The sequence below is a fragment of the Enterobacter sp. N5-15 genome (assembly GCF_057221635.1).
The window spans coordinates 4,748,818-4,769,521 of the sequence record NZ_CM170150.1 but is presented as its reverse complement, the minus strand read 5'-3'; the positions used below and the strand labels follow the sequence as shown (position 1 = coordinate 4,769,521).

The following is a 20,704-nucleotide window of genomic DNA, read 5'->3' as shown; positions in this document are numbered from 1 at the left end:
AACTCATGTCGCTTAAAGCCATTGCCAAAGAACTGGGGCTGTCAGTCACCACCGTCAGCCGCGCCCTCAACGGATATGACGACGTCTCCGCCGAGACGCGCGCACGCGTGGAAGCAGAGGCCCAGCGCCGTGGTTACCGACCGAACACCTTCGCCCGCCGCCTGAAGATGGGCAAAATTGACGCCGTCGGGCTGGTGTTTCCCGTACACCCTGTTCCGCTCAATAACAGCGTATTTACGGACATGGTCGGCGAAATTAGCCACGAACTGGCGCGACATGAGATCGACCTATTGCTTATCGCCGACGACGATCTGGCGGATAAGCACAGCTATATGCGCATGGTGCAAAGCCGCCGCGTCGACGCGCTGATCGTGGCGCACACGCTGGATCACGATCCCCGTCTTGAGCAGCTGCAGGCCGCCGGTTTTCCTTTCCTGGCGCTCGGGCGCAGCCACCTTCCGCAGCCGTACGCGTGGTTTGACTTCGACAACTACGCCGGTACGCATCAGGCTACCCGCTGGCTGATCGAGAAAGGCCATCAGCGTATCGCGCTACTTGGCGAAAGCAACAATCAGGCGTTTATCACCCAGCGCCGTCAGGGCTATCTGGACGCCCTGCGGGAAGCCGGGCTTTCCAGCGAATGGCTGCGCGCCATGCCGCCTTCGCGCCGCGTCGGGTATGCCACCACCAAAGAACTCCTTGCTCTGCCGCAGCCGCCTACGGCCATCATCACCGACTGCAACACCCACGGCGACGGCGCGGCGATGGCGCTGGCGCAGCTGGGGCGTTTATCCGGCGACAACGCCGTCGCGCTGGTGGTCTATGACGGACTGCCGCAGGACAGCATCGTCGATATCGACGTGGCGTCGGTGATCCAGTCCACCCGCCAGGGCGTCGGGAAACAGATTGCTGATATGGTGCGCCAGCTGATTAACGGCGACGATATTGAACAGCTTCAGGTGCTCTGGCAGCCAGAATTCTCTCCGGGCCAGACGGCCTAAAACCACAAAAATTCCAAACCCGATCACAGAACCGAAACGTTTTGGTTTGTATCCGAAACGTTTCGGATCAACACTCAGATCATCCCGATGACAGGAGATGTCTGATGCAAGATTCCGTTTTACGTCTCGAAACCACGACGGTAGACGTGGTGATTAAAACCCATCCGTTCGCCGAAATTCTCTACTGGGGGCCTCACCTTCGGCACTTTTCGCCGCAGGATGCTGCTATGCTCGCGCGTCCTGTTGCCAACGGCAGGCTTGACGTTGACTCCCCCGTCACGCTGATGGCAGAGCTGGGACACGGCCTGTTTGGCTCGCCGGGCATTGAGGGACATCGCCAGGGGCTGGACGGTTCCCCGGTGTTCAAAACCACGCAGGTGCAGCAGGACGTAAACACCCTGACGATAACCGCCGAAGATGAGCATGCGGGACTGCGCCTGACCAGCGAGCTGGCGCTGGATGCCAGCGGCGTGCTGGTGGTTCGTCACGGTTTAACGAACCTGAAAGCGATCCCCTGGCAGGTGGACCGTTTCGCCGTCACGCTGCCGGTGGCCGAGCGCGCGCAGGAGGTGATGGCCTTCCACGGACGCTGGATCAGAGAGTTTCAGCCGCACCGCGTAAAGCTTGAACACGACAGCTTCGTGATTGAAAACCGTCGGGGTAAAACCTCCCACGAGCACTTCCCGGCGCTGATTGCCGGTACGCCGTCGTTCAGCGAAATGCAGGGCGACGTCTGGGGCGTGCATCTGGGCTGGAGCGGTAATCACCGCCTGCGCGCGGAAGCGAAAACCGACGGTCGTCGCTATCTGCAGGCCGAAGCGCTCTACCTGCCGGGTGAAATGGCGGTTGAGGAGGGCGATACGCTCTGGACGCCGCGCCTGTATGCCAGCTACTCCACGCAGGGCCTGAACGGCATGAGCCAGCCGTTCCACCGCTACCTGCGCGACAACATCATCCGCTTCCCGGAAAACAAACCGCGCCCGGTGCACCTCAATACCTGGGAAGGGATCTACTTCAACCACGATCCGGACTACATCATGCGCATGGCCGACGAGGCCGCGGCGCTTGGGGTGGAACGCTTTATTATCGACGACGGCTGGTTCAAAGGCCGTAATGACGACCATGCCGCGCTGGGCGACTGGTATCTGGACGAGAAGAAATACCCGAACGGCCTGACGCCGGTGATCGACCACGTCAAACGGCTCGGCATGGAGTTTGGCATCTGGGTTGAGCCAGAGATGATCAACCCGGATTCCGATTTGTACCGTGCGCACCCTGACTGGGTGCTGGCGCTGCCGGGCTATCCCCAGGCGACCGGACGACACCAGCTGGTGCTCAATCTCAACATCCCGGAGGCCTTTGACTACCTCGTGGAGCGCATCAGCTGGCTGCTGGGCGAGCATGCGGTCGACTACGTGAAGTGGGACATGAACCGCGAGCTGGTGCAGCCGGGACACAACGGTAAAGCCGCCGCCGACGCCCAGACCCGCCAGTTTTACCGCCTGCTGGACATGCTGGGCGAGCGCTTCCCGCACATTGAGTTTGAATCGTGCTCATCCGGCGGCGGACGCATTGATTATGACGTACTGACCCGCAGCCACCGCTTCTGGGCGTCCGACAACAACGACGCGCTGGAGCGCAGCTCCATCCAGCGCGGCATGAGCTACTTCTTCCCGCCGGAGGTGATGGGCGCGCATATCGGTCATCATAAATGTCACGCCACCTTCCGCCAGCACAGCATCCAGTTCCGTGGTCTGACGGCGCTGTTCGGCCATATGGGGCTGGAGCTGGATCCGCTCACCGTGGACGCACAGGAGCGCGAAGGCTATCGCCATTACGCCGCGCTGCACAAGCAGTGGCGGGAGGTCATTCACCACGGTACCCAGTGGCGTATTGATATGCCGGATGCCACCACGCTGGCGCAGGGGATTGTGAGCGAAGATAAGGCGCAGGGGCTTTTTATGGTCAGCCAGCTTGCGATGCCGGATTACACCCTGATGATGCCGCTGCGCATGGCGGGGCTTGAGGCTAGCGCGCGGTACCGCGTCACGCTGCTCGATCACCAGAATATTCAGATTACGGGCAAGGGAGGGCACACCATGCGTAAGCTGCCAGAGTGGATGGAAACGCCGCAAACGGTGAGCGGCGAGTGGCTGATGCAGGCGGGCATTGCGCTGCCGATTCTGGATCCGGAAACCGCCATTCTGATTGGCGTCGAACGCGTGTAAGGGTGACGGGCCGGGCAGCCGGCCCTCCGTTGAGGATAAAAATAATGAACACAACAACCTGTACCCACAAAGACAACCCTAACTTCTGGATCTTCGGGCTGTTCTTCTTTCTCTACTTCTTCATCATGGCCACCTGCTTTCCGTTCCTGCCGATTTGGCTGTCGGACATCATCGGCCTGAATAAAACCCATACCGGGATTGTCTTCTCCTGCATCTCGCTGTCGGCCATCGCCTTCCAGCCGCTACTGGGCGTCATTTCGGACAAGCTGGGGCTGAAAAAACACCTGCTGTGGATCATCGAGGTGCTGCTGTTTCTGTTCGCACCGTTCTTCCTGTACGTCTTCGCGCCGCTGCTGAAAGCCAATATCTGGCTGGGCGCGCTGAGCGGCGGGCTGTATATCGGCTTTGTCTTCTCGGCCGGATCGGGGGCCATTGAGGCCTACATTGAACGCGTGAGCCGCAACAGCTTCTTTGAATACGGCAAGGCGCGGATGTTTGGCTGTCTCGGCTGGGGCTTGTGCGCCTCAACGGGCGGCATCCTGTTCGGCATCGATCCATCGTATGTTTTCTGGATGGGATCGGGAGCGGCATTGCTGCTGATGCTCCTGCTGGTGGTCGCGAAGCCGAAGCCCAACCAGACGGCGCAGGTCATGGATGCCCTGGGCGCGAACCAGCCGCAAATCACCGCAAAAACCGTGTTCAACCTGTTCCGCCAGCGCAGAATGTGGATGTTTATCCTCTACGTGATTGGCGTGGCCTGCGTGTATGACGTTTTCGATCAGCAGTTTGCCACCTTCTTCAAAACCTTCTTCGCCACGCCGCAGGAAGGCACCCGCGCCTTTGGTTTCGCAACGACTGCGGGGGAGATTTGTAACGCTATCATCATGTTCTGCTCGCCGTGGATCATTAACCGCATCGGCGCGAAGAACACGCTGCTGATCGCCGGGGTGATTATGGCGACGCGCATTATCGGCTCGTCGTTCGCCACCACCGCCGTGGAGGTGATTGCCCTCAAGATGCTGCACGCGCTGGAAGTCCCGTTCCTGCTGGTGGGCGCCTTCAAGTACATCACCGGGGTGTTTGATACCCGGCTGTCGGCCACCATTTACCTGATCGGCTTCCAGTTCGCCAAACAGTCGGCGGCGATTATTCTCTCCGCTTTTGCCGGGAATATGTATGACCGGATCGGCTTCCAGGAGACGTATCTGATGCTGGGCTGTTTCGTGCTGGCGATTACGGTGGTGTCGGCGTTTACGCTGAGCAGCAGGCGGGAGATTGCCGCCGCCGCGGGGGCAGCGGCGTTAACACATCAGTCCAGGTAAAAGACCTCTTTAAGCTCCGCACTCACCGGGCTGTTATCCGGGTTCGACGGCATGACGTCGCCCATATATTTCCACCAGCGCTGGCAGACGTCGGTATTCGCTACCGCGCTCCAGCGCTCCTCCGATTCAATCTCTACGGTCGCAAACAGCAGGTTGCGGGCTTTATCGAGATAAATGGCGTAGTGGTGTGCGCCATGGTCTTTCAACACCGATTCAAGCTCGGGCCAAATCGGGTTGTGGCGACGCGCGTACTCCTCGTGCGCGTCCGGGTTTACCTGCATCACAAACGCTTTGCGGATCATAAAGCCTCCAGGTACAGCTCACGGACCTCATCGCGGCTGGCGGTGCGCGGATTGCACGGCGCACACGGATCGGCGAGGGCTTTATCCAGCCAGCCTTCAATATCGGCTTTGGTTACGCCGAGCTGGCTGAAGCCCGCAGGGATACCGACGCGAGCGCTCAGGTCGCGAATCGCCTGAATGGCGGACATGCTGGCGGCTTCATCGCTCATGCCGCGCGTATCGACGCCCATCGCCTGCGCCACGCGGGCGAAGCGGACGACTGCGTTCGGGCGGTTAAAGTTTTCGATGACCGGCAGCAGGATGGCGTTGCACACGCCGTGCGGCAGGTTGTGGGTCGCGCCCGGCTGGTGCGCCAGAGCATGCACAAGGCCGAGACCCGCACTGTTAAACGCCATGCCCGCCAGATACTGACCAAACGCCATCTGCTCGCGTGCCTCAAGGTTATGGCCGTTGTCGACTGCTTCCGGCAGCCACAGGTTGATCAGGCGAATCGCTTCCAGCGCGTTGGCGTCGGTCAGCGGGTGCGCGCCGACGGAGACGTAGGCTTCAATGGCGTGGGTCAAGGCATCCATACCGGTTGCGGCGGTCACGGAGGCGGGAATATCGAGCATCACGCTGGCATCGTCCACGGCGATGTCCGGGATAATGTTCGGGTCAATAATCACCTCTTTCACCTGACGCGCGGAGTCGATGATCACCGCATTGCTGGTCATCTCCGCCGCCGTGCCTGCGGTGGTGTTGATCGCCACCAGCGGCACGCCCGCATTTTTCACCTTGCCGACGCCGGAATAATCGGTTGACGGGCCGGGGTTGGCGGTGAGGATTTTAATCGCCTTGGCGGTATCAATCGGGCTGCCGCCGCCGAAGGCAATCACGTAATCACACTCCGCGTCCCGGTAAGCCGAAAATCCTTTTTGCACTAGCGCTTCCGTCGGGTTCGGGAACACCTCGTCGAACAGGTGATACGACATCTGATGGGCGTCCAGAGAGGTAAACAGGCTGTCGAGCAGGCCCAGCTTTACCAGCTGGCCGTCGGTAACAATCAGCGCTTTTCCCCACTGCTTGTTCGCTACCAGGTTGACCATATCGCCGATTGCGCCCGCGCCGTGAAGGCTGATTTTTGGAAGTGCCAACATAAAGCTCATGATAATTTTCCTTAACGATCAACGTTTTTTCTGCGAAAGCGTTATGCGTACAAATCCAGCGCGGATTGCAACGGGCTCACGCCAAAGCGTTTGCCCAGTGCGATCAGTTCTTCCCGGGTGATGGTTTGCTTCATGCCGCCCATGGAGTACACCTTCACCAGCACTTCCGCTGATTTCTCGGCGGTGTCGATCAGGCCAAAGGTTTCATCCAGCGTTGGGCCGCTGCCGAAGACGCCGTGGAACGGCCACAGCACCAGGGAATGCTTCTGCATATCCACGGCGGTTGCCTGGCCGATTTCGTCGGTACCCGGCACCATCCACGGCAGAATGCCCACGCCGTCCGGGAATACCACCAGACACTCGGTGCTGCCTTCCCACAGTTTGCGGGTGATGAAGTCGGCGCTGTTTTCCAGCACGTAGGTCAGGGCGATCAGGTTGGTGGCGTGGCAGTGCATGATCACGCGGTCTTTGCCGTTAGTCGCCTTGATGCGCTCGCAGTGGGAGAGGAAGTGCGCAGGCAGTTCGGAGGTGGGCACCGCCTCGTCGGTCAGGCCCCACAGAATGTGGTAGCCCGCGCCGTCGCTGTCCACCTTCACCACGCCGAGGTTGGCCTCCGGGTTGAGCTGGACGTTGCGGAAGAACTTGCCGGAACCGGTGACGATAAACGGCGTGTTGGCGAGCAGCGGCATCGGCTGGCTCAGCGCAATATAGCGCGGTGTCTGGTGGAAATCGGCCGCGAACGGTTCGATATCCGCGTCGTCCAGGCGCAGCGTCAGGTTGCCGCCGTTGCGCTCGTCCCAGCCCTTCAGCCAGGCGTCGGAGGTGGCTTTGATCATGCCCTGGACGAACCAGGAAGTGGTGATGGTCTGCATACTGTGTGGTTCCTTTGAAAATGCCGGGTGGCGCTGCGCTTACCCGGCCTACGCTTAGCTGTAGGCCCGGCAAGCAACGCGCCGCCGGGCGATGTTTTTACTGACGAGCGGCGAGAACGTCTTTCTCATACGCCCGCACGTTGTCCAGCCACTGGCTGCCCGCCGGGGCGTCGTTACGCTGGCAGTACATCTCCCACACCGCCTGCCACGGCAGGGATTTCTGCTCTTCCAGCAGCGCCAGACGTGCGGTGTAGTCGCCGTTAGCCTCCAGCTGTTTTAGTGCGGCGACAGGCTCCAGCAGCGCGCGCAGCAGGGCTTTCTTCATGTTGCGGGTGCCGATAACCCACGCCGCGATGCGGTTGATGGAGGCATCGAAGAAGTCGAGGCCGATGTGCACGCGGTCAAAGAGGTCGTGACGGATGATTTCGCTGGCGATCGCCTGGGTTTCGTCATCCAGCAGCACCACGTGGTCGCTGTCCCAGCGCACCGGACGGCTGACGTGCAGCAGCAGGCGCGGCACGTAGAGCATGGCGGCGGAGATTTTGTCGGAGATCACCTCGGTCGGATGGAAGTGGCCAGCATCCAGGCACAGCGCGGTCTGGCGGCTGGTGGCGTAACCCATATAGAACTCGTTCGAGCCAACGGTGTAGCTCTCGGCGCCAATGCCGAAGAGCTTGCTCTCTACGGCGTCGATGTGGTGCGCCGGGTCCAGCTTCTCGCTGATGGCCTCATCCAGCGCGGCCAGCAGGCGCTGGCGCGGAGCCAGGCGATCGACGGTGATGTCCTTCATGCCGTCCGGGATCCAGATGTTCATCACCGACGGCGTGCCGAGCTGCTCGCCGAAATACGCCGAGACGCGGCGGCTGGCTTTCACGTGGTCGATCCAGAACTGGCGGATGTCGTCGTCCGCGTGGGCGAGGGTAAAACCGTCCGCGCTCAGCGGATGTGAGAAGCAGGACGGATTAAAGTCCAGGCCCAGCCCGTTGGCTTTGGCCCACTCCACCCAGTTCTTAAAGTGCTCCGGTTTGATTTCGTTGCGCGCCACCGGCTCGTCGGATTCGAGATAAATCGCGTGCAGGTTCAGGCGTTTTGGCCCCGGGATCAGGCTCAGCGCCAGCTCCAGGTCGGCGCGCAGTTCGGTCGCGTTACGCGCTTTGCCAGGGTAGTTACCCGTGGCCTGAATACCACCCGTCAGGGAACCGCCTGGGTTCTCGAAACCGGCGACGTCATCGCCCTGCCAGCAGTGCATGGAGACGGGCAGACGGTCGAGCTGGCGCAGCGCCTCTTCGACATCCACGCCGACGGCGGCGAAACGCTGTTTAGCCAGGCCCCAGGCTTGTTCTAATTGAGTGGTCATGCGCAAAGCTCCTTAGTCAGTCGGTTTTGCTGAAACTGCGCCCGAAAGCGGGCAATTTCACGGCAGGGATTGGGGGTAAAGGTGGTCAGACTGGCGTTCGCCGCTACCACCGAACGGAAGTCGTCAACGTTGGAAAGTTCGTCCAGGGTCATCAGCTGGATGCCGATATTGCCGAGCGTGGAGGCCTCCACGGGACCTGCCACCACGGTAATGCCGCAGGCATCCGCGCAGAGCTGGTTCAGCAGCTGGTTCTGGCAGCCGCCGCCCACGATGTGCAGCTGGCTGAACGGTTTTCCGCGAAGACTCGCCAGCTCGCTGAGGATGTCGGCATACAGCAGGGCGAGGCTGTCAAAAATGCACCGCGCCAGTTCGGAAGGGCTGGACGGCACCGGCTGCCCGCCCTCAACGCAGGCGGCCTGGATTTCGGCGCTCATATGCGCCGGGTTGATAAAGCGGTCATCGTTCGGGTTGATCAGGAACGTGCAGGCCTTCAGCTTCTCGGTTTCGGCGATAAGCGCAGGCAGGTCGGTAACGTTCTGCTCTTTCAGCACCCGCTGGAGCAGCCACAGCCCCATGATGTTTTTCAGTACGCGGTAGCGCCCTTCGGCACCGCCTTCGTTGGTAATGTTTGCGGCCATCGCGGCATCGCTGGCGTACGGGGTTTTGCTCTCAAAGCCCATCAGCGACCAGGTGCCGGACGAGAGGTACGCCGCGTCTTTACTCGCAAGTGGGGACGCTATCACCGCGCTGGCGGTATCGTGGCTGGCGACGGCAACGACGGGGATTGCGTTCCCCTGGGGGCAAATCCAGTGACCGATCACATTACCCGGGTGGGTTGGGGTGCCGAACCAGGAAGGCGATGCCCCCGTCCAGGCCAGCAGATGTTCATCCCAGCTATCCGAGTTGATATTGACCAGCTGCGTGGTGGTGGCGTTGGTATATTCCCAGTTCATGTTGCCGGTCAGGCGATAGCTCAGGTAGTCCGGGATCAGCAGCGCATGGGCCACGTCCGCGACCAGCTCCGGCTGTTGCTCGACCAGGGCACGCAGCTGATAAAGCGTGTTAAACGGCAGAAACTGGATGCCGCTGCGCCCGTAGATGTTGTCCTTGCCAAGCTGGGCGATAGCGTGCGCCATCAGGCCGTCTGTGCGGCTGTCGCGATAAGAAACCGGCAAGCCGACGCGCTCGCCATGGCTATCAAGCAGAACGTAGTCCACGCCCCAGGTATCAATGCCGATGCTGTCGATGCGAATGCCATCGTCGCAGACGTTGTTCAGTCCGATACGGATCTCCGCCTCCAGGGCATCGATATCCCAGGCCTCAAAACCGTCCTGCTTTTGCAGGCAGTTGGCGAAACGGTGCATTTCGCGAAGCGAAAGCGTGTGCTGCTCACGGTCCCAGCTCGCGAGCATTACGCGGCCGCTGGATGCGCCTAAATCGACAGCCACACAATGGCGAAAAGTCATGGTCGGGTCCTTTCTTAAGTCATTAGCGGTGAGTGTAAAAAAGGGAAGAAAAAGTCACCTTCTCACCACTGACAGGCCAAATCTCGCGCTGGCAAGAAAGCAAAGGTGAATGTGAGGGAGTTCACAGTTTCCGGCGGCGGCGGGATTCTCAGGCAGTGTGACGCTGGCCGCATTTCCCGATCTTTCCCCCTGTTTCTTGAAAAATGGACAGCTTTTGCGAGGTTTACTGCCAAAAATTGAAGGTGAGCGCGGGAGGCCTTAATTACTATTTTGAGAACATTTTTCATTGGTGGGGGCCGTTATGACCGTACTGCACTGCGTGGATTTTTTTCCTTCAGGAGGTTCGCCCGTCGCGATTGAGCCGCGGCTTCCTCAGGCCGCGTTCCCGGAGCATCATCATGATTTTCATGAGATTGTGATTGTTGAGCGCGGGACGGGTATTCATGTCTTCAATGGCCAGCCCTATACCATCAGCGGCGGTACGGTGTGCTTCGTGCGCGACCACGATCGGCACCTGTATGAACATACCGACAACCTGTATCTGACTAACGTGCTCTACCGTTCCCCGGACGCGTTCCAGTTTCTTTCGGGGCTGAATCAGCTGTTGCCCCAGGAGCAGGACGGACACTATCCGTCGCACTGGCGGGTGAATCAGTCCATCCTGCAGCAGGTGCGTCAGCTGGTGGGCCAGATGGAGAAGAGCGAGGACGGGCAGGAGACGCACGCCATTGCCACGCGCGAACTGCTGTTTATGCAGCTTCTGGTGCTGCTGCGCCGCAGCAGCCTGGTGGAAGGGCTGGAAGATAACAACGCGCGCCTGAACCACCTGATGGCCTGGCTGGAAGATCATTTCGCCGAGGACGTCTGCTGGGAAACGCTGGCGGATGATTTTTCACTGTCGCTGCGCACCCTGCATCGCCAGCTTAAGCAGTACACCGGGCTGACGCCGCAGCGCTACCTTAACCGTCTGCGTCTCATCAAAGCGCGTCATCTTTTACGTCATACCGACGAAAGCGTCACAGATATTGCCTACTGCTGCGGTTTTGGCGACAGCAATCACTTTTCAACGCTGTTTCGCCGGGAATTTAGCTGGTCGCCGCGCGATATTCGTCAGGGAAAAGACGCGATGCTTCAGTAACGCGAGGGCAGTCACCGTTTTATTTCCGCAAAAAAGCTAATAGTGTCAGGTTATTCGGCGTAGAGGTCGTGGTGTGGCTGCTCAGTTAATTCTTCGCAAAGATGATTTTTATGCCTCCGCGAGTCAGGCCGTCACGGTGGCCGATCGCTACCCGCAAGACGTGTTTGCCGAACATACCCACGAGTTTTGCGAGCTGGTGCTGGTGTGGCGCGGTAACGGCCTGCACATCCTCAACGACCGTCCCTACCGCATTACGCGCGGCGATCTGTTCTATATTCGCGCGGAGGATAAACACTCCTACGCCTCGGTTAACGACCTGGTGCTGCAGAACGTTATTTACTGTCCGGACAGGCTCAGGCTTAACGTGGACTGGGCCGCGAACATTCCAGGCTTTCATAATGCTAAGGGTTCTCCGCACTGGCGCTTAAGTAGTAACGGCATGGCTCAGGTCCGGCAGGTTATTTCTCAACTGGAGCAGGAGAGCCAGAAAAACGACCCGGTGTCTAACCAGCTGGCGGAGTTGCTTTTCGCCCAGCTGGTGATGACGTTGAAGCGCCACCGTTACGCCACTGATAACCCCTCCGCCACGACGCAGGAAGCGCTGTTGGATAAGCTCATCACCCGGCTTGCGGGCAGCCTGAATAAAAACTTTGTACTGGAGAAATTCTGCGAGCAGGAACAGTGCAGCGAGCGCGCGCTGCGCCAGCAGTTCCGCACGCTGACCGGGATGACGGTGAACCACTATCTGCGCCAGCTGCGCATCTGCCATGCACAATATCTCCTCCAGCATACGGAATGGATGGTCAGCGATGTAGCGATGTGCTGCGGCTTTGAGGACAGTAACTACTTTTCAGTGGTGTTTAACCGCGAGGTGGGGATGACGCCGGTACAGTGGCGTCATCGCAGTCGAAAAGGGTCGTAATCAATTTGCCATGCCGAGGCCGACGATATTGGCAGCGATAATAATCACCACGCAGCCGAGGCTCAGTACGCCAACCGGACGACGTCCGGCGTTCTTCCACTCTTTCAGCACCAGCCCTACCAGCCCGCCGCAAAGCACGTAGAAGCTCATGTGCAGCATCCAGCTTATGTAGTCGTACTGCGCCGGAATGCTGGCGTGGCCCCAGGCGTAGAAGAAGAACTGCAAATACCACATCAGGCCGCCGAGCGCGGAGAGCAGCACGTTGGTGATGATGAGCGATGTTGCCAGCGAGAAATCGGTTTTTACCGACAGGTTTTTGACTTTTGCCAGACGAATGAAGCAGAAGCCCAGGTTAACCATCGCGCCGCCACCCATAATCACGACATAGCTTGGCAGCGCAACGTACAGCGGGTCGACGCCCAGCGCGGCGGCCGCTTCGTGCATCGGTTTGGCGGCGTTCATGGCGAACGACATGCCCGCCGAGAAGATGCCGCACATGACCGCCAGCAGCAGGCCTTTCTTCAGGTTAAAATCTTCGGCCTTAATGCCCATCTTGCGCTCTTTCAGCTGCCCCGCGCGAGTCACAATTCCTACGCCAATGACCGCCACCAGCACGCCCAGGAGCGTCATCCGCCCACCCTGAGTATGAATAAGTACGTCGAAATTGCCGTTGAGAATTGGCGTCATCAGGGTACCGACGATCAGCGTGATGCCAATCGCGATACCAATGCCCATCGACATGCCGAGATAGCGCATGGTGAGGCCATAGTTGATGTTGCCGACGCCCCACATCGCGCCGAACAGGAACACCGGCAGCAGGGTGGAGGCGCTGAAGGAGGAGAAGTAGCCCCAGAAATCGGGCAGCAGCATGGCGCTAATGGTCCAGGGCAAAATCAGCCAGGAGAAGATCCCGCCAACGGACCACATGGTTTCCCATGACCAGCCCTTCACTTTTTTAAACGGAGCATAGAAACAGGCTGCACTGGCAGCACCTATCAAATGCCAGAAGATACCCATCGTAATCGCATGATTCATTTTTACACCCTCATCGTTTTTATCGTCAGTGGCTTCCCACCGACTTGAGGAGTGTAAAAATTAGGCGGTTTGGAGACCTTCAGAAGGTTGCCGCACATGTGTTCTGGATGGCAATCAGCACGTTAACCGCGTGAGTAGACGCACATTTTCGCTATTAATCGAAAAACGAATAACCTTATAAAAACTACGGCATTGATAATCATTTTCAATATCATTTAATTAACTATAATGAACCAACTGCTTACGCGGCATTAACAGCTGTGCCGCCCGACAATAATGGAGAGGATTATGAGTTATACACTGCCATCCCTGCCGTATGCCTACGACGCACTGGAACCGCATTTCGACAAGCAGACGATGGAAATCCATCACACTAAACACCACCAGACCTATGTGAACAACGCGAACGCCGCGCTGGAAAGCCTGCCAGAGTTCGCTAACCTGTCTGCTGAAGAGCTGATCACCAAGCTGGACCAGCTGCCAGCGGACAAGAAAACCGTTCTGCGTAACAACGCTGGCGGCCACGCAAACCACAGCCTGTTCTGGAAAGGCCTGAAAACCGGTACCACCCTGCAGGGCGACCTGAAAGCGGCTATCGAGCGCGACTTCGGTTCTGTTGACAACTTCAAAGCGGAATTCGAAAAAGCCGCTGCAACCCGTTTCGGCTCTGGCTGGGCGTGGCTGGTTCTGAAAGGCGACAAGCTGGCGGTAGTGTCTACTGCTAACCAGGACTCCCCGCTGATGGGTGAAGCAATTTCTGGCGCATCCGGCTTCCCAATCGTGGGCCTGGACGTGTGGGAACACGCTTACTACCTGAAATTCCAGAACCGTCGCCCGGACTACATCAAAGCCTTCTGGGACGTGGTGAACTGGGACGAAGCAGCAGCACGTTTCGCCGCTAAAAAATAAGGTTGCATTGACGCCTGTGAGAAGCGAGTCTTATGACTCGCTTTTTTTGTATCTGCGTAATGGAGGCAGCAATGCATTACCCGGTGAACGTGTTTACAGGCAAGGTAAGGGAGTACGACGGCAGCCGCCCGAGCGCCATCGCTAAAATTCAGGTCGACGGCGAGCTGACGCTAACCGACCTTGGATTGGCGGGTGACGAGCAGGCAGAAAAGAAAATCCACGGCGGGCCCGAGCGCGCGCTGTGCCACTATCCCCGCGAACACTATCAGCACTGGAAAACCGAGTTCCCCGAGCAGGCGGACCTCTTTGTCGCCCCCGCGTTTGGCGAGAATCTTTCCACCGAAGGGCTCACCGAAAAGAACGTGTTTATCGGTGATATCTACCGCTGGGGCGATGCCCTGATTCAGGTGACGCAGCCGCGCTCGCCGTGCTTCAAGCTCAACTACCATTTCGGCATTCAGGATATGTCTGCCCAGCTGCAAACAGCAGGCAAAACCGGTTGGCTGTACCGCGTGGTGCTGGCTGGGCAGGTTTCAGCGGACGCGCCGCTTGAGCTGGCGTCGCGCCTGAGCGATGTGTCTGTTTATGACGCCTGCGCCATTGCCTGGCATATGCCGTTTGATGACGAGCAGTATCATCGCCTGCTGTCGGCGGCGGGGTTATCCACCAGCTGGACAAGAACGATGCAGAAGCGGCGTTTAAGCAGCAAGATCGAGGATAATTCGCGGAGATTGTGGGGAAAGTAGTCCTTCGCAGAAAGTAGGCCGGGTAAGGCGAAGCCGCCACCCGGCACTAACAGCTACGAACGCTTATACAACGGTAGCCACAGCGTTAACCGTAGTCCACCCAGCGGGCTGTCGTCGGCTTTCACCCAGCCACGGTGCTGCTGCATGGCGGTTTCAACAATCGCCAGACCCAGTCCCGTACCACCCGATTCCCGGTCGCGCGCTTCGTCGGTACGGTAGAACGGACGGAAAATCTGCTCGCGGTCTTCCGGGCTGACGCCGGGGCCGTCGTCATCGACAATGACCGTAATCCCGTCTTTATCCACCGAGAACGCCACCTCAATCTTCGTATGCGAGTAGCGCAGGGCGTTACGCACGATGTTCTCCAGCGCGCTTTCCAGCGTGTTGGGGTTACCGTACAGCGGCCACGGTCCCGGCGGGAAGTTGACGGTGAAGGATTTACCCATCTGTTCCGCTTCGAACGCCGCGTTGTCCAGCACCTCGTGCCACAGGTGATTGGCTTTCACCGTTTCGCTCACCAGCGCGTTTTTCTGCTGATTGCGCGACATCACTAGCAGGTCGTTGATCATGCTGTCCAGGCGGTGAGCTTCCGTCTCAATACGCTCCAGCTCTTTGCTCTCACCGCTGCGGCGGCGCAGGAGCGCGGTGCCAAGCTGCAAGCGCGTAAGCGGGGTACGCAGCTCGTGCGAGATATCCGACAGCAGACGTTGCTGTGCGGTCATCATGCGATCGAGCGCGCTCACCATCTGGTTAAAACTGGTCCCGGCGGCAAGGAACTCCTGCGGTCCGGCTTCCAGTTCAGGGTGTTGTCGCAGGTTACCCTGCGCCACTTCATCGGCGGCATTCTTCAGCTTACGCGCCGGTTTTGCCAGGCTCCACGCCAGCCATAACAGCAGCGGCGAGCTGACCAGCATGGTGACAATCAGCAGCAGGAGAGGGCGGTCAAACAGCAGGTTGATAAAATCAGACTGGGAGTTGCTCGCCGGACGGATCAGATAGAGCTGATAGTTATCCTCTCCGTCTCTGACGGAGAAAGGCCCCACCATTTCTACGCGGCCATATTTCTTCTTCTGGGGATGATCGGCGTTATCCGCCTGGCCAATGAAGTTACGGATAATCTGCATTTCATTGCGATCGGCCCCAATGACGCGGCCTTCGCTGGTCACCAGCAGCAGGCGTTGTCCGGGCGGCGCCCACTTGTCGATAGCGCGAAACAGCCTGCGCCACCACATTAAATCGTTCGGCGGATCGTTTGCCAGCTCGGCTTCCACGTGCTGTTCGATCATCACGCCCTGACGTTGCTCGCTGTCGAGAAGCTCCGTCATCTGGCGTGAGTCGAGTTTTGGCAACATCAGTACGAGCATTAAAACCAGTGCCAGCGTCAGCCAGAAGATGGCGAAGATGCGGGCGGTTAAGCTTCCTATCATGAAGCGGAAACCATCAGATAACCGCGACCACGCAGGGTTTTAAACCATGGATGACCGTCTTTACGCTCCGGCAGCTTACGGCGCAGGTTAGAGATGTGCATGTCGATGGCGCGGTCAAACGGGGTCAGACGTTTGCCCAGCACTTCCTGACTTAAATGTTCACGCGATACCACCTGGCCGAGGTGCTGCGCCAGCAGGTACAGCAGGGTGAACTCCGTGCCGGTCAGTTCCAGCGTCTGGCCATCAAAGCTCGCTTCCTGACGGCCCGGGTTCAGGCTCAGGGAGTCGACTTCAAGGGTAGGTGAGCTGTTGTCGGTATTTTGCTGCTGCTCGCTCCAGTGGGAACGACGCAGGATAGCGCGAATACGGGCAACCAGTTCACGGTCGTTAAACGGCTTCGGTAAATAGTCATCCGCGCCCAGCTCAAGGCCGAGTACGCGGTCAAGTTCGCTGCCGCGTGCGGTCAGCATGATAACGGGGGTCTGGTGTGTCTGGCGAAGCTCTTTCAACGTATCAATGCCGTTTTTCTTCGGCATCATCACGTCGAGCAAAAGTAAATCGATGCTGTCGTCAAGGAGACTCAGCGCCTGCTCGCCATCATGGGCAACCAGGACGTTGAAACCTTCCATGTCGAGCAACTCCTTTAAAAGGGATGTGAGCTCTCGGTCATCATCAACTAACAGGATTTTATTCATTGTTTAAATACCTCCGAGGCAGAAATTACGACATCAAGGCCGTCTAATCCATGACTTTACGTTGTTTTACACCCCCTGACGCATGTTTGCAGCCTGAATCGTAGACTGTCTCTCGTTGAATCGCGACACGAAAGATTTTGGGAGCAAGTGATGCGCAAAGTTACCGCTGCCGTCATGGCCTCAACGCTGGCGTTCAGTGCGTTTAGCCAGGCTGCTGTAGCTATCATCAGCGATAACAGTCCCTTACAAGAGGGTGCAACGCAGAACAGCAGCCAAAGCCATATGTTTGACGGCATAAGTTTAACCGAACATCAGCGTCAACAGATGCGAGATCTGATGCAGAGGGCACGACACGACCAGCCCCCTGTTAATGTTAGCGAAATGGAGACAATGCATCGCCTTGTCACCGCAGAAAATTTTGACGAAAGCGCTGTACGCGCTCAGGCCGAAAAAATGGCACAGGAACAGGTTGCCCGCCAGGTAGAGATGGCGAAGGTCCGCAACCAGATGTTCCACCTGCTAACGCCCGAGCAGCAAGCGGTTTTGAACACCAGACATCAGCAGCGAATGGACCAGCTGCGTGAGGTTGCACGGATGCAGCGAAGCTCAGAAACGACGTTTTTCAGTAGCAATAGCAGTACCCGTAGTAACCAGTAAACCCTGTTTTCCTTGCCATAGACACCATCCCTGTCTTCCCCCACATGATGTGGGGGTTTTTTTTGCCTGTCATTCTCTTTTGTTAACCGTTTATTCATCCTTCGACTCCCCATGCTTCCGTTATAATAGCGGCATGACATGACAGGAGCGTTTATGAATCAATCCTATGGAAGACTGGTAAGCCGGGCCGCAATGGCCGCGACGGTAATGGCGTCGTGTTTGCTGGTCATCAAGGTTTTCGCGTGGTGGTATACCGGTTCGGTCAGTATTCTGGCGGCGCTGGTGGACTCGCTGGTGGATATTGCCGCCTCGCTGACTAACCTGCTGGTGGTGCGTTACTCGCTGCAGCCAGCGGATGAAGAGCATACGTTTGGGCATGGCAAAGCGGAGTCGCTGGCCGCGCTGGCGCAAAGTATGTTCATTTCCGGTTCTGCGCTTTTCCTGTTTCTGACCGGCATTCAGCATCTCGTCTCGCCGACACCGATGAAGGATCCCGGCGTGGGCGTGATTGTGACGATCGTTGCGCTTATATGCACACTTGTTCTGGTAACGTTCCAGCGCTGGGTTGTTCGCAAAACGCAAAGTCAGGCTGTACGGGCGGATATGCTTCATTATCAATCTGATGTTATGATGAATGGGGCTATTCTTATTGCGCTCGGTCTGGCCTGGTATGGCTGGCATCGGGCCGATGCGTTGTTTGCGTTAGGGATTGGTATCTATATTTTATATAGCGCCCTGCGGATGGGGTATGAAGCGGTGCAATCACTGCTTGACCGCGCCCTCCCAGACTCAGAACGTAATGAAATTTTTTCCATCGTGACCTCCTGGCCCGGCGTCAGCGGTGCACACGATCTTCGAACGCGGCAGTCAGGGCCGACCCGCTTTATTCAGATTCACATTGAAATGGAAGACAACCTGCCACTGGTACAGGCTCACGTTATTGCTGAGCAGGTCGAGCAGGCGATTTTGCAGCGTTTTCCTGGTTCAGACGTCATCATTCACCAGGATCCCTGCTCGGTTGTACCCGGTCATGTTGGGCTTTCGTAATTCGTTGTAAAAAAGTGAGCCAGGCCAGCATTTTGTGTATAAATTACCGCCATTTGGTCTGACCTGAATCAATTCAGCTGGAAGGGATTGATATACTATTTGCAGTATTCGTTGGTCGATAAGTTTCTTCCGGCAACAGATTTCAATTTTGCATTCCTAAGTTCAGAGGTAGTCATGATTAAGAAAATCGGTGTGTTGACAAGCGGCGGTGATGCGCCGGGCATGAACGCGGCAATTCGTGGTGTTGTCCGTGCAGCGCTGACGGAAGGCCTGGAAGTTTTTGGCGTTTATGACGGTTATCTGGGCCTGTATGAAGATCGTATGGTTCAGCTCGACCGTTACAGCGTGTCTGACATGATCAACCGTGGCGGTACTTTCCTCGGTTCTGCACGCTTCCCGGAATTCCGTGATGAACACGTTCGTGAAGTGGCTATCGAAAACATGAAGAAACGCGGCCTGGACGCCCTGGTGGTTATCGGTGGTGACGGCTCCTACATGGGTGCAAAACGTCTGACCGAAATGGGTTTCCCGTGCATCGGTCTGCCGGGCACCATCGACAACGACATCAAAGGCACTGACTACACTATCGGCTTCTTTACTGCACTGGGTACCGTTGTTGAAGCGATTGACCGTCTGCGTGACACCTCGTCTTCTCACCAGCGTATCTCTATCGTTGAAGTGATGGGCCGTTACTGCGGCGACCTGACGCTGGCGGCAGCCATTGCGGGCGGTTGCGAATTTATCGTCGTGCCAGAAGTCGAATTTAGCCGTGAAGATCTGGTGGCTGAAATCAAAGCGGGCATCGCGAAAGGTAAAAAACACGCGATCGTGGCTATCACCGAGCACATCTGTGACGTTGACGAGCTGGCGAAGTACATCGAAGCCGAAACCAAACGCGAAACCCGCGCGACCGTACTGGGTCACATCCAGCGTGGCGGTTCCCCAGGCCCTTACGACCGTATTCTGGCGTCCCGTATGGGCGCGTACGCTATCGATCTGCTGCTGCAGGGTCACGGCGGCCGCTGCGTCGGTATTCAGAACGAAAAACTGGTTCACCATGACATCATCGACGCGATTGAAAGCATGAAGCGTCCGTTTAAAGGTGACTGGCTGGACTGCGCGAAAAAACTGTATTGATCGGCTCTGTTGCCCGGTGGCGGCAAGGTAAATGCAAAACGGTAACCCTTGGGTTACCGTTTTTTTATGGTTGCACCCTCTCCCGTGGGAGAGGGTTGGGGTGAGGGCATCAGGCCGCTCATTCACCTCTTTTATTCCACTACGTTATAGCCAATCTTTTTTTATTCTTTAATCCTCGAATCGCTTTCTGGCACGCTGCATTCATCAAAACACTACATAAGAGAGCTGGGCGATGAATAAATGGGGCGTGGGTTTAACATTATTGCTGGCATCGACCAGCGTTCTGGCTAAGGACATCCAGTTACTGAACGTGTCATACGACCCGACGCGTGAACTGTACGAGCAATACAACAAAGCGTTTGCAGCACACTGGAAGCAGGAAACCGGTGACAATGTCGTGGTTCGCCAGTCTCACGGTGGTTCTGGCAAGCAGGCGACCTCCGTCATCAACGGGATTGAAGCCGACGTGGTGACCCTGGCGCTGGCCTACGACGTCGACGCTATCGCCGAGCGTGGCCGCATCGACAAAAACTGGATCAAACGCCTGCCGGATAACTCCGCGCCATACACCTCGACCATCGTCTTCCTGGTGCGTAAAGGAAACCCGAAACAAATTAAAGACTGGAACGACCTGATCAAACCGGGCGTTTCTGTGATTACCCCGAACCCGAAAAGCTCTGGCGGCGCTCGCTGGAACTACCTGGGCGCGTGGGGCTACGCGCTGCACCACAACAATGGCGACCAGGCCAAAGCGCAGGAATTCGTGAAAGCGCTGTATAAAAACGTTGAGGTGCTGGACTCCGGCGCGCGTGGCGCCACCAACACCTTCGTCGAGCGCGGGATTGGCGACGTGCTGATCGCATGGGAAAACGAAGCCCTGCTGGCGACCCACGAGCTGGGTAAAGACAAATTCGAGATCGTGACCCCAAGCGAATCGATTCTGGCTGAACCGACCGTCTCCGTGGTCGATAAAGTGGTCGAGAAGAAAGACACCAAAGCGGTGGCGGAAGCGTACCTGAAGTATCTCTACTCACCGGAAGGTCAGGAAATTGCGGCGAAAAACTTCTATCGTCCGCGCGATCCGGCCGTTGCGAAGAAATACGACAGCGTATTCCCTAAACTGAAGCTCTTCACCATTGATGACGAGTTCGGCGGCTGGACGAAAGCGCAGAAAGAGCACTTCTCTAACGGCGGCACTTTCGACCAGATCAGCCAGCGCTAACCATTAGCCAATGACACGGTAACCCGGCGTGAGAAATCCGCCGGGTTTTTTATTTGGTCATCATTTTGCGTTACTC

The 20,704-nt window shown here is 57.7% G+C and carries 19 protein-coding genes; 11 read left to right on the top strand and 8 right to left on the bottom strand.

Annotation, left to right across the window (positions count from 1 at the left end; all coding sequences use genetic code 11):
• The first annotated feature begins 5 nt into the window (after nucleotides 1–5).
• The 3 genes from AC2TE5_RS22585 (at nucleotide 6) to AC2TE5_RS22575 (ending at nucleotide 4,551) form a co-directional block, all read left to right on the top strand.
• Nucleotides 6–1,001, top strand: coding sequence for a LacI family DNA-binding transcriptional regulator (locus AC2TE5_RS22585; RefSeq protein WP_484612401.1), 996 nt, complete (start codon nucleotides 6–8; stop codon nucleotides 999–1,001).
• Between the two features lie 104 nt (nucleotides 1,002–1,105).
• Nucleotides 1,106–3,229 (top strand): alpha-galactosidase, encoded by a 2,124-nt coding sequence (locus tag AC2TE5_RS22580; protein ID WP_484612400.1) that lies wholly within the window; start codon nucleotides 1,106–1,108, stop codon nucleotides 3,227–3,229.
• Between the two features lie 44 nt (nucleotides 3,230–3,273).
• Nucleotides 3,274–4,551 carry an oligosaccharide MFS transporter gene (locus tag AC2TE5_RS22575; RefSeq protein WP_484612399.1) on the top strand — a complete coding sequence of 426 codons (1,278 nt, stop codon included), beginning with the start codon at nucleotides 3,274–3,276 and terminating at the stop codon, nucleotides 4,549–4,551.
• Here the strand turns inward: AC2TE5_RS22575 and rhaM are convergent.
• The 5 genes from rhaM to rhaB all read right to left on the bottom strand — a co-directional run bounded on the left by rhaM (nucleotide 4,539) and on the right by rhaB (nucleotide 9,693).
• Nucleotides 4,539–4,853 (bottom strand): L-rhamnose mutarotase, encoded by a 315-nt coding sequence (gene rhaM / locus AC2TE5_RS22570; protein ID WP_213329805.1) that lies wholly within the window; start codon nucleotides 4,851–4,853, stop codon nucleotides 4,539–4,541. The two genes, AC2TE5_RS22575 and rhaM, sit on opposite strands and share 13 nt — an antisense overlap.
• Entirely contained in the window at nucleotides 4,850–5,998 is a 1,149-nt protein-coding gene (fucO, locus tag AC2TE5_RS22565) for a lactaldehyde reductase (protein ID WP_213329803.1), read from the bottom strand. The genes rhaM and fucO overlap by 4 nt, the downstream gene beginning before the upstream one ends.
• A gap of 41 nt (nucleotides 5,999–6,039) precedes the next feature.
• Nucleotides 6,040–6,870, bottom strand: a complete 831-nt coding sequence (gene rhaD / locus AC2TE5_RS22560; RefSeq protein ID WP_484612398.1) for a rhamnulose-1-phosphate aldolase — start codon at nucleotides 6,868–6,870, stop codon at nucleotides 6,040–6,042.
• A 97-nt stretch (nucleotides 6,871–6,967) separates the two neighbouring features.
• Nucleotides 6,968–8,227: an L-rhamnose isomerase gene (gene rhaA / locus AC2TE5_RS22555; RefSeq protein ID WP_484612397.1), complete on the bottom strand. Its 1,260-nt coding sequence runs from the start codon at nucleotides 8,225–8,227 to the stop codon at nucleotides 6,968–6,970.
• On the bottom strand, nucleotides 8,224–9,693 hold the full coding sequence (gene rhaB / locus AC2TE5_RS22550) for a rhamnulokinase (protein ID WP_484612396.1): 1,470 nt from the start codon (nucleotides 9,691–9,693) through the stop codon (nucleotides 8,224–8,226). Before rhaB ends, rhaA begins: the two co-directional genes overlap by 4 nt.
• 301 nt (nucleotides 9,694–9,994) lie before the next feature.
• Between rhaB and rhaS the strand changes: the two genes are divergently transcribed.
• Both rhaS and rhaR read left to right on the top strand, forming a co-directional pair.
• Entirely contained in the window at nucleotides 9,995–10,831 is an 837-nt protein-coding gene (gene rhaS / locus AC2TE5_RS22545) for an HTH-type transcriptional activator RhaS (protein ID WP_484612395.1), read from the top strand.
• A gap of 73 nt (nucleotides 10,832–10,904) precedes the next feature.
• On the top strand, nucleotides 10,905–11,753 hold the full coding sequence (rhaR, locus tag AC2TE5_RS22540) for an HTH-type transcriptional activator RhaR (protein ID WP_484612394.1): 849 nt from the start codon (nucleotides 10,905–10,907) through the stop codon (nucleotides 11,751–11,753).
• On the opposite strand, the gene rhaT is transcribed toward rhaR, so the two are convergent.
• Entirely contained in the window at nucleotides 11,754–12,788 is a 1,035-nt protein-coding gene (gene rhaT, locus AC2TE5_RS22535) for an L-rhamnose/proton symporter RhaT (protein ID WP_484612393.1), read from the bottom strand.
• A gap of 288 nt (nucleotides 12,789–13,076) precedes the next feature.
• On the opposite strand from rhaT, the gene sodA reads away from it, so the two are divergent.
• Together sodA and yiiM are read left to right on the top strand one after the other, a co-directional pair.
• Nucleotides 13,077–13,697 (top strand): superoxide dismutase [Mn], encoded by a 621-nt coding sequence (sodA, locus tag AC2TE5_RS22530; RefSeq protein WP_010436906.1) that lies wholly within the window; start codon nucleotides 13,077–13,079, stop codon nucleotides 13,695–13,697.
• 71 nt (nucleotides 13,698–13,768) lie between these two features.
• Nucleotides 13,769–14,443 carry a 6-hydroxyaminopurine reductase gene (yiiM, locus tag AC2TE5_RS22525; RefSeq protein WP_213329793.1) on the top strand — a complete coding sequence of 225 codons (675 nt, stop codon included), beginning with the start codon at nucleotides 13,769–13,771 and terminating at the stop codon, nucleotides 14,441–14,443.
• 53 nt (nucleotides 14,444–14,496) lie between these two features.
• Here the strand turns inward: yiiM and cpxA are convergent, their stop codons facing one another.
• The gene (gene cpxA / locus AC2TE5_RS22520; protein ID WP_023309731.1) at nucleotides 14,497–15,870 is read right to left on the bottom strand and encodes an envelope stress sensor histidine kinase CpxA; all 1,374 of its coding nucleotides are present in this window, start codon (nucleotides 15,868–15,870) and stop codon (nucleotides 14,497–14,499) included.
• Nucleotides 15,867–16,565, bottom strand: coding sequence for an envelope stress response regulator transcription factor CpxR (cpxR, locus tag AC2TE5_RS22515; protein WP_006179159.1), 699 nt, complete (start codon nucleotides 16,563–16,565; stop codon nucleotides 15,867–15,869). Before cpxR ends, cpxA begins: the two co-directional genes overlap by 4 nt.
• Nucleotides 16,566–16,715: 150 nt before the next feature.
• On the opposite strand from cpxR, the gene cpxP reads away from it, so the two are divergent.
• The 4 genes from cpxP to AC2TE5_RS22495 all read left to right on the top strand — a co-directional run bounded on the left by cpxP (nucleotide 16,716) and on the right by AC2TE5_RS22495 (nucleotide 20,628).
• A complete protein-coding gene (cpxP, locus tag AC2TE5_RS22510; RefSeq protein ID WP_063144343.1) occupies nucleotides 16,716–17,222 on the top strand; it encodes a cell-envelope stress modulator CpxP in 507 nt (168 codons plus the stop codon).
• Between the two features lie 153 nt (nucleotides 17,223–17,375).
• Nucleotides 17,376–18,269: a CDF family cation-efflux transporter FieF gene (gene fieF, locus AC2TE5_RS22505; RefSeq protein ID WP_213329791.1), complete on the top strand. Its 894-nt coding sequence runs from the start codon at nucleotides 17,376–17,378 to the stop codon at nucleotides 18,267–18,269.
• A gap of 174 nt (nucleotides 18,270–18,443) precedes the next feature.
• Nucleotides 18,444–19,406, top strand: coding sequence for a 6-phosphofructokinase (pfkA, locus tag AC2TE5_RS22500; RefSeq protein ID WP_134347562.1), 963 nt, complete (start codon nucleotides 18,444–18,446; stop codon nucleotides 19,404–19,406).
• 232 nt (nucleotides 19,407–19,638) lie between these two features.
• A complete protein-coding gene (locus AC2TE5_RS22495; protein ID WP_032662717.1) occupies nucleotides 19,639–20,628 on the top strand; it encodes a sulfate ABC transporter substrate-binding protein in 990 nt (329 codons plus the stop codon).
• The last annotated feature ends 76 nt before the right edge of the window (nucleotides 20,629–20,704 follow it).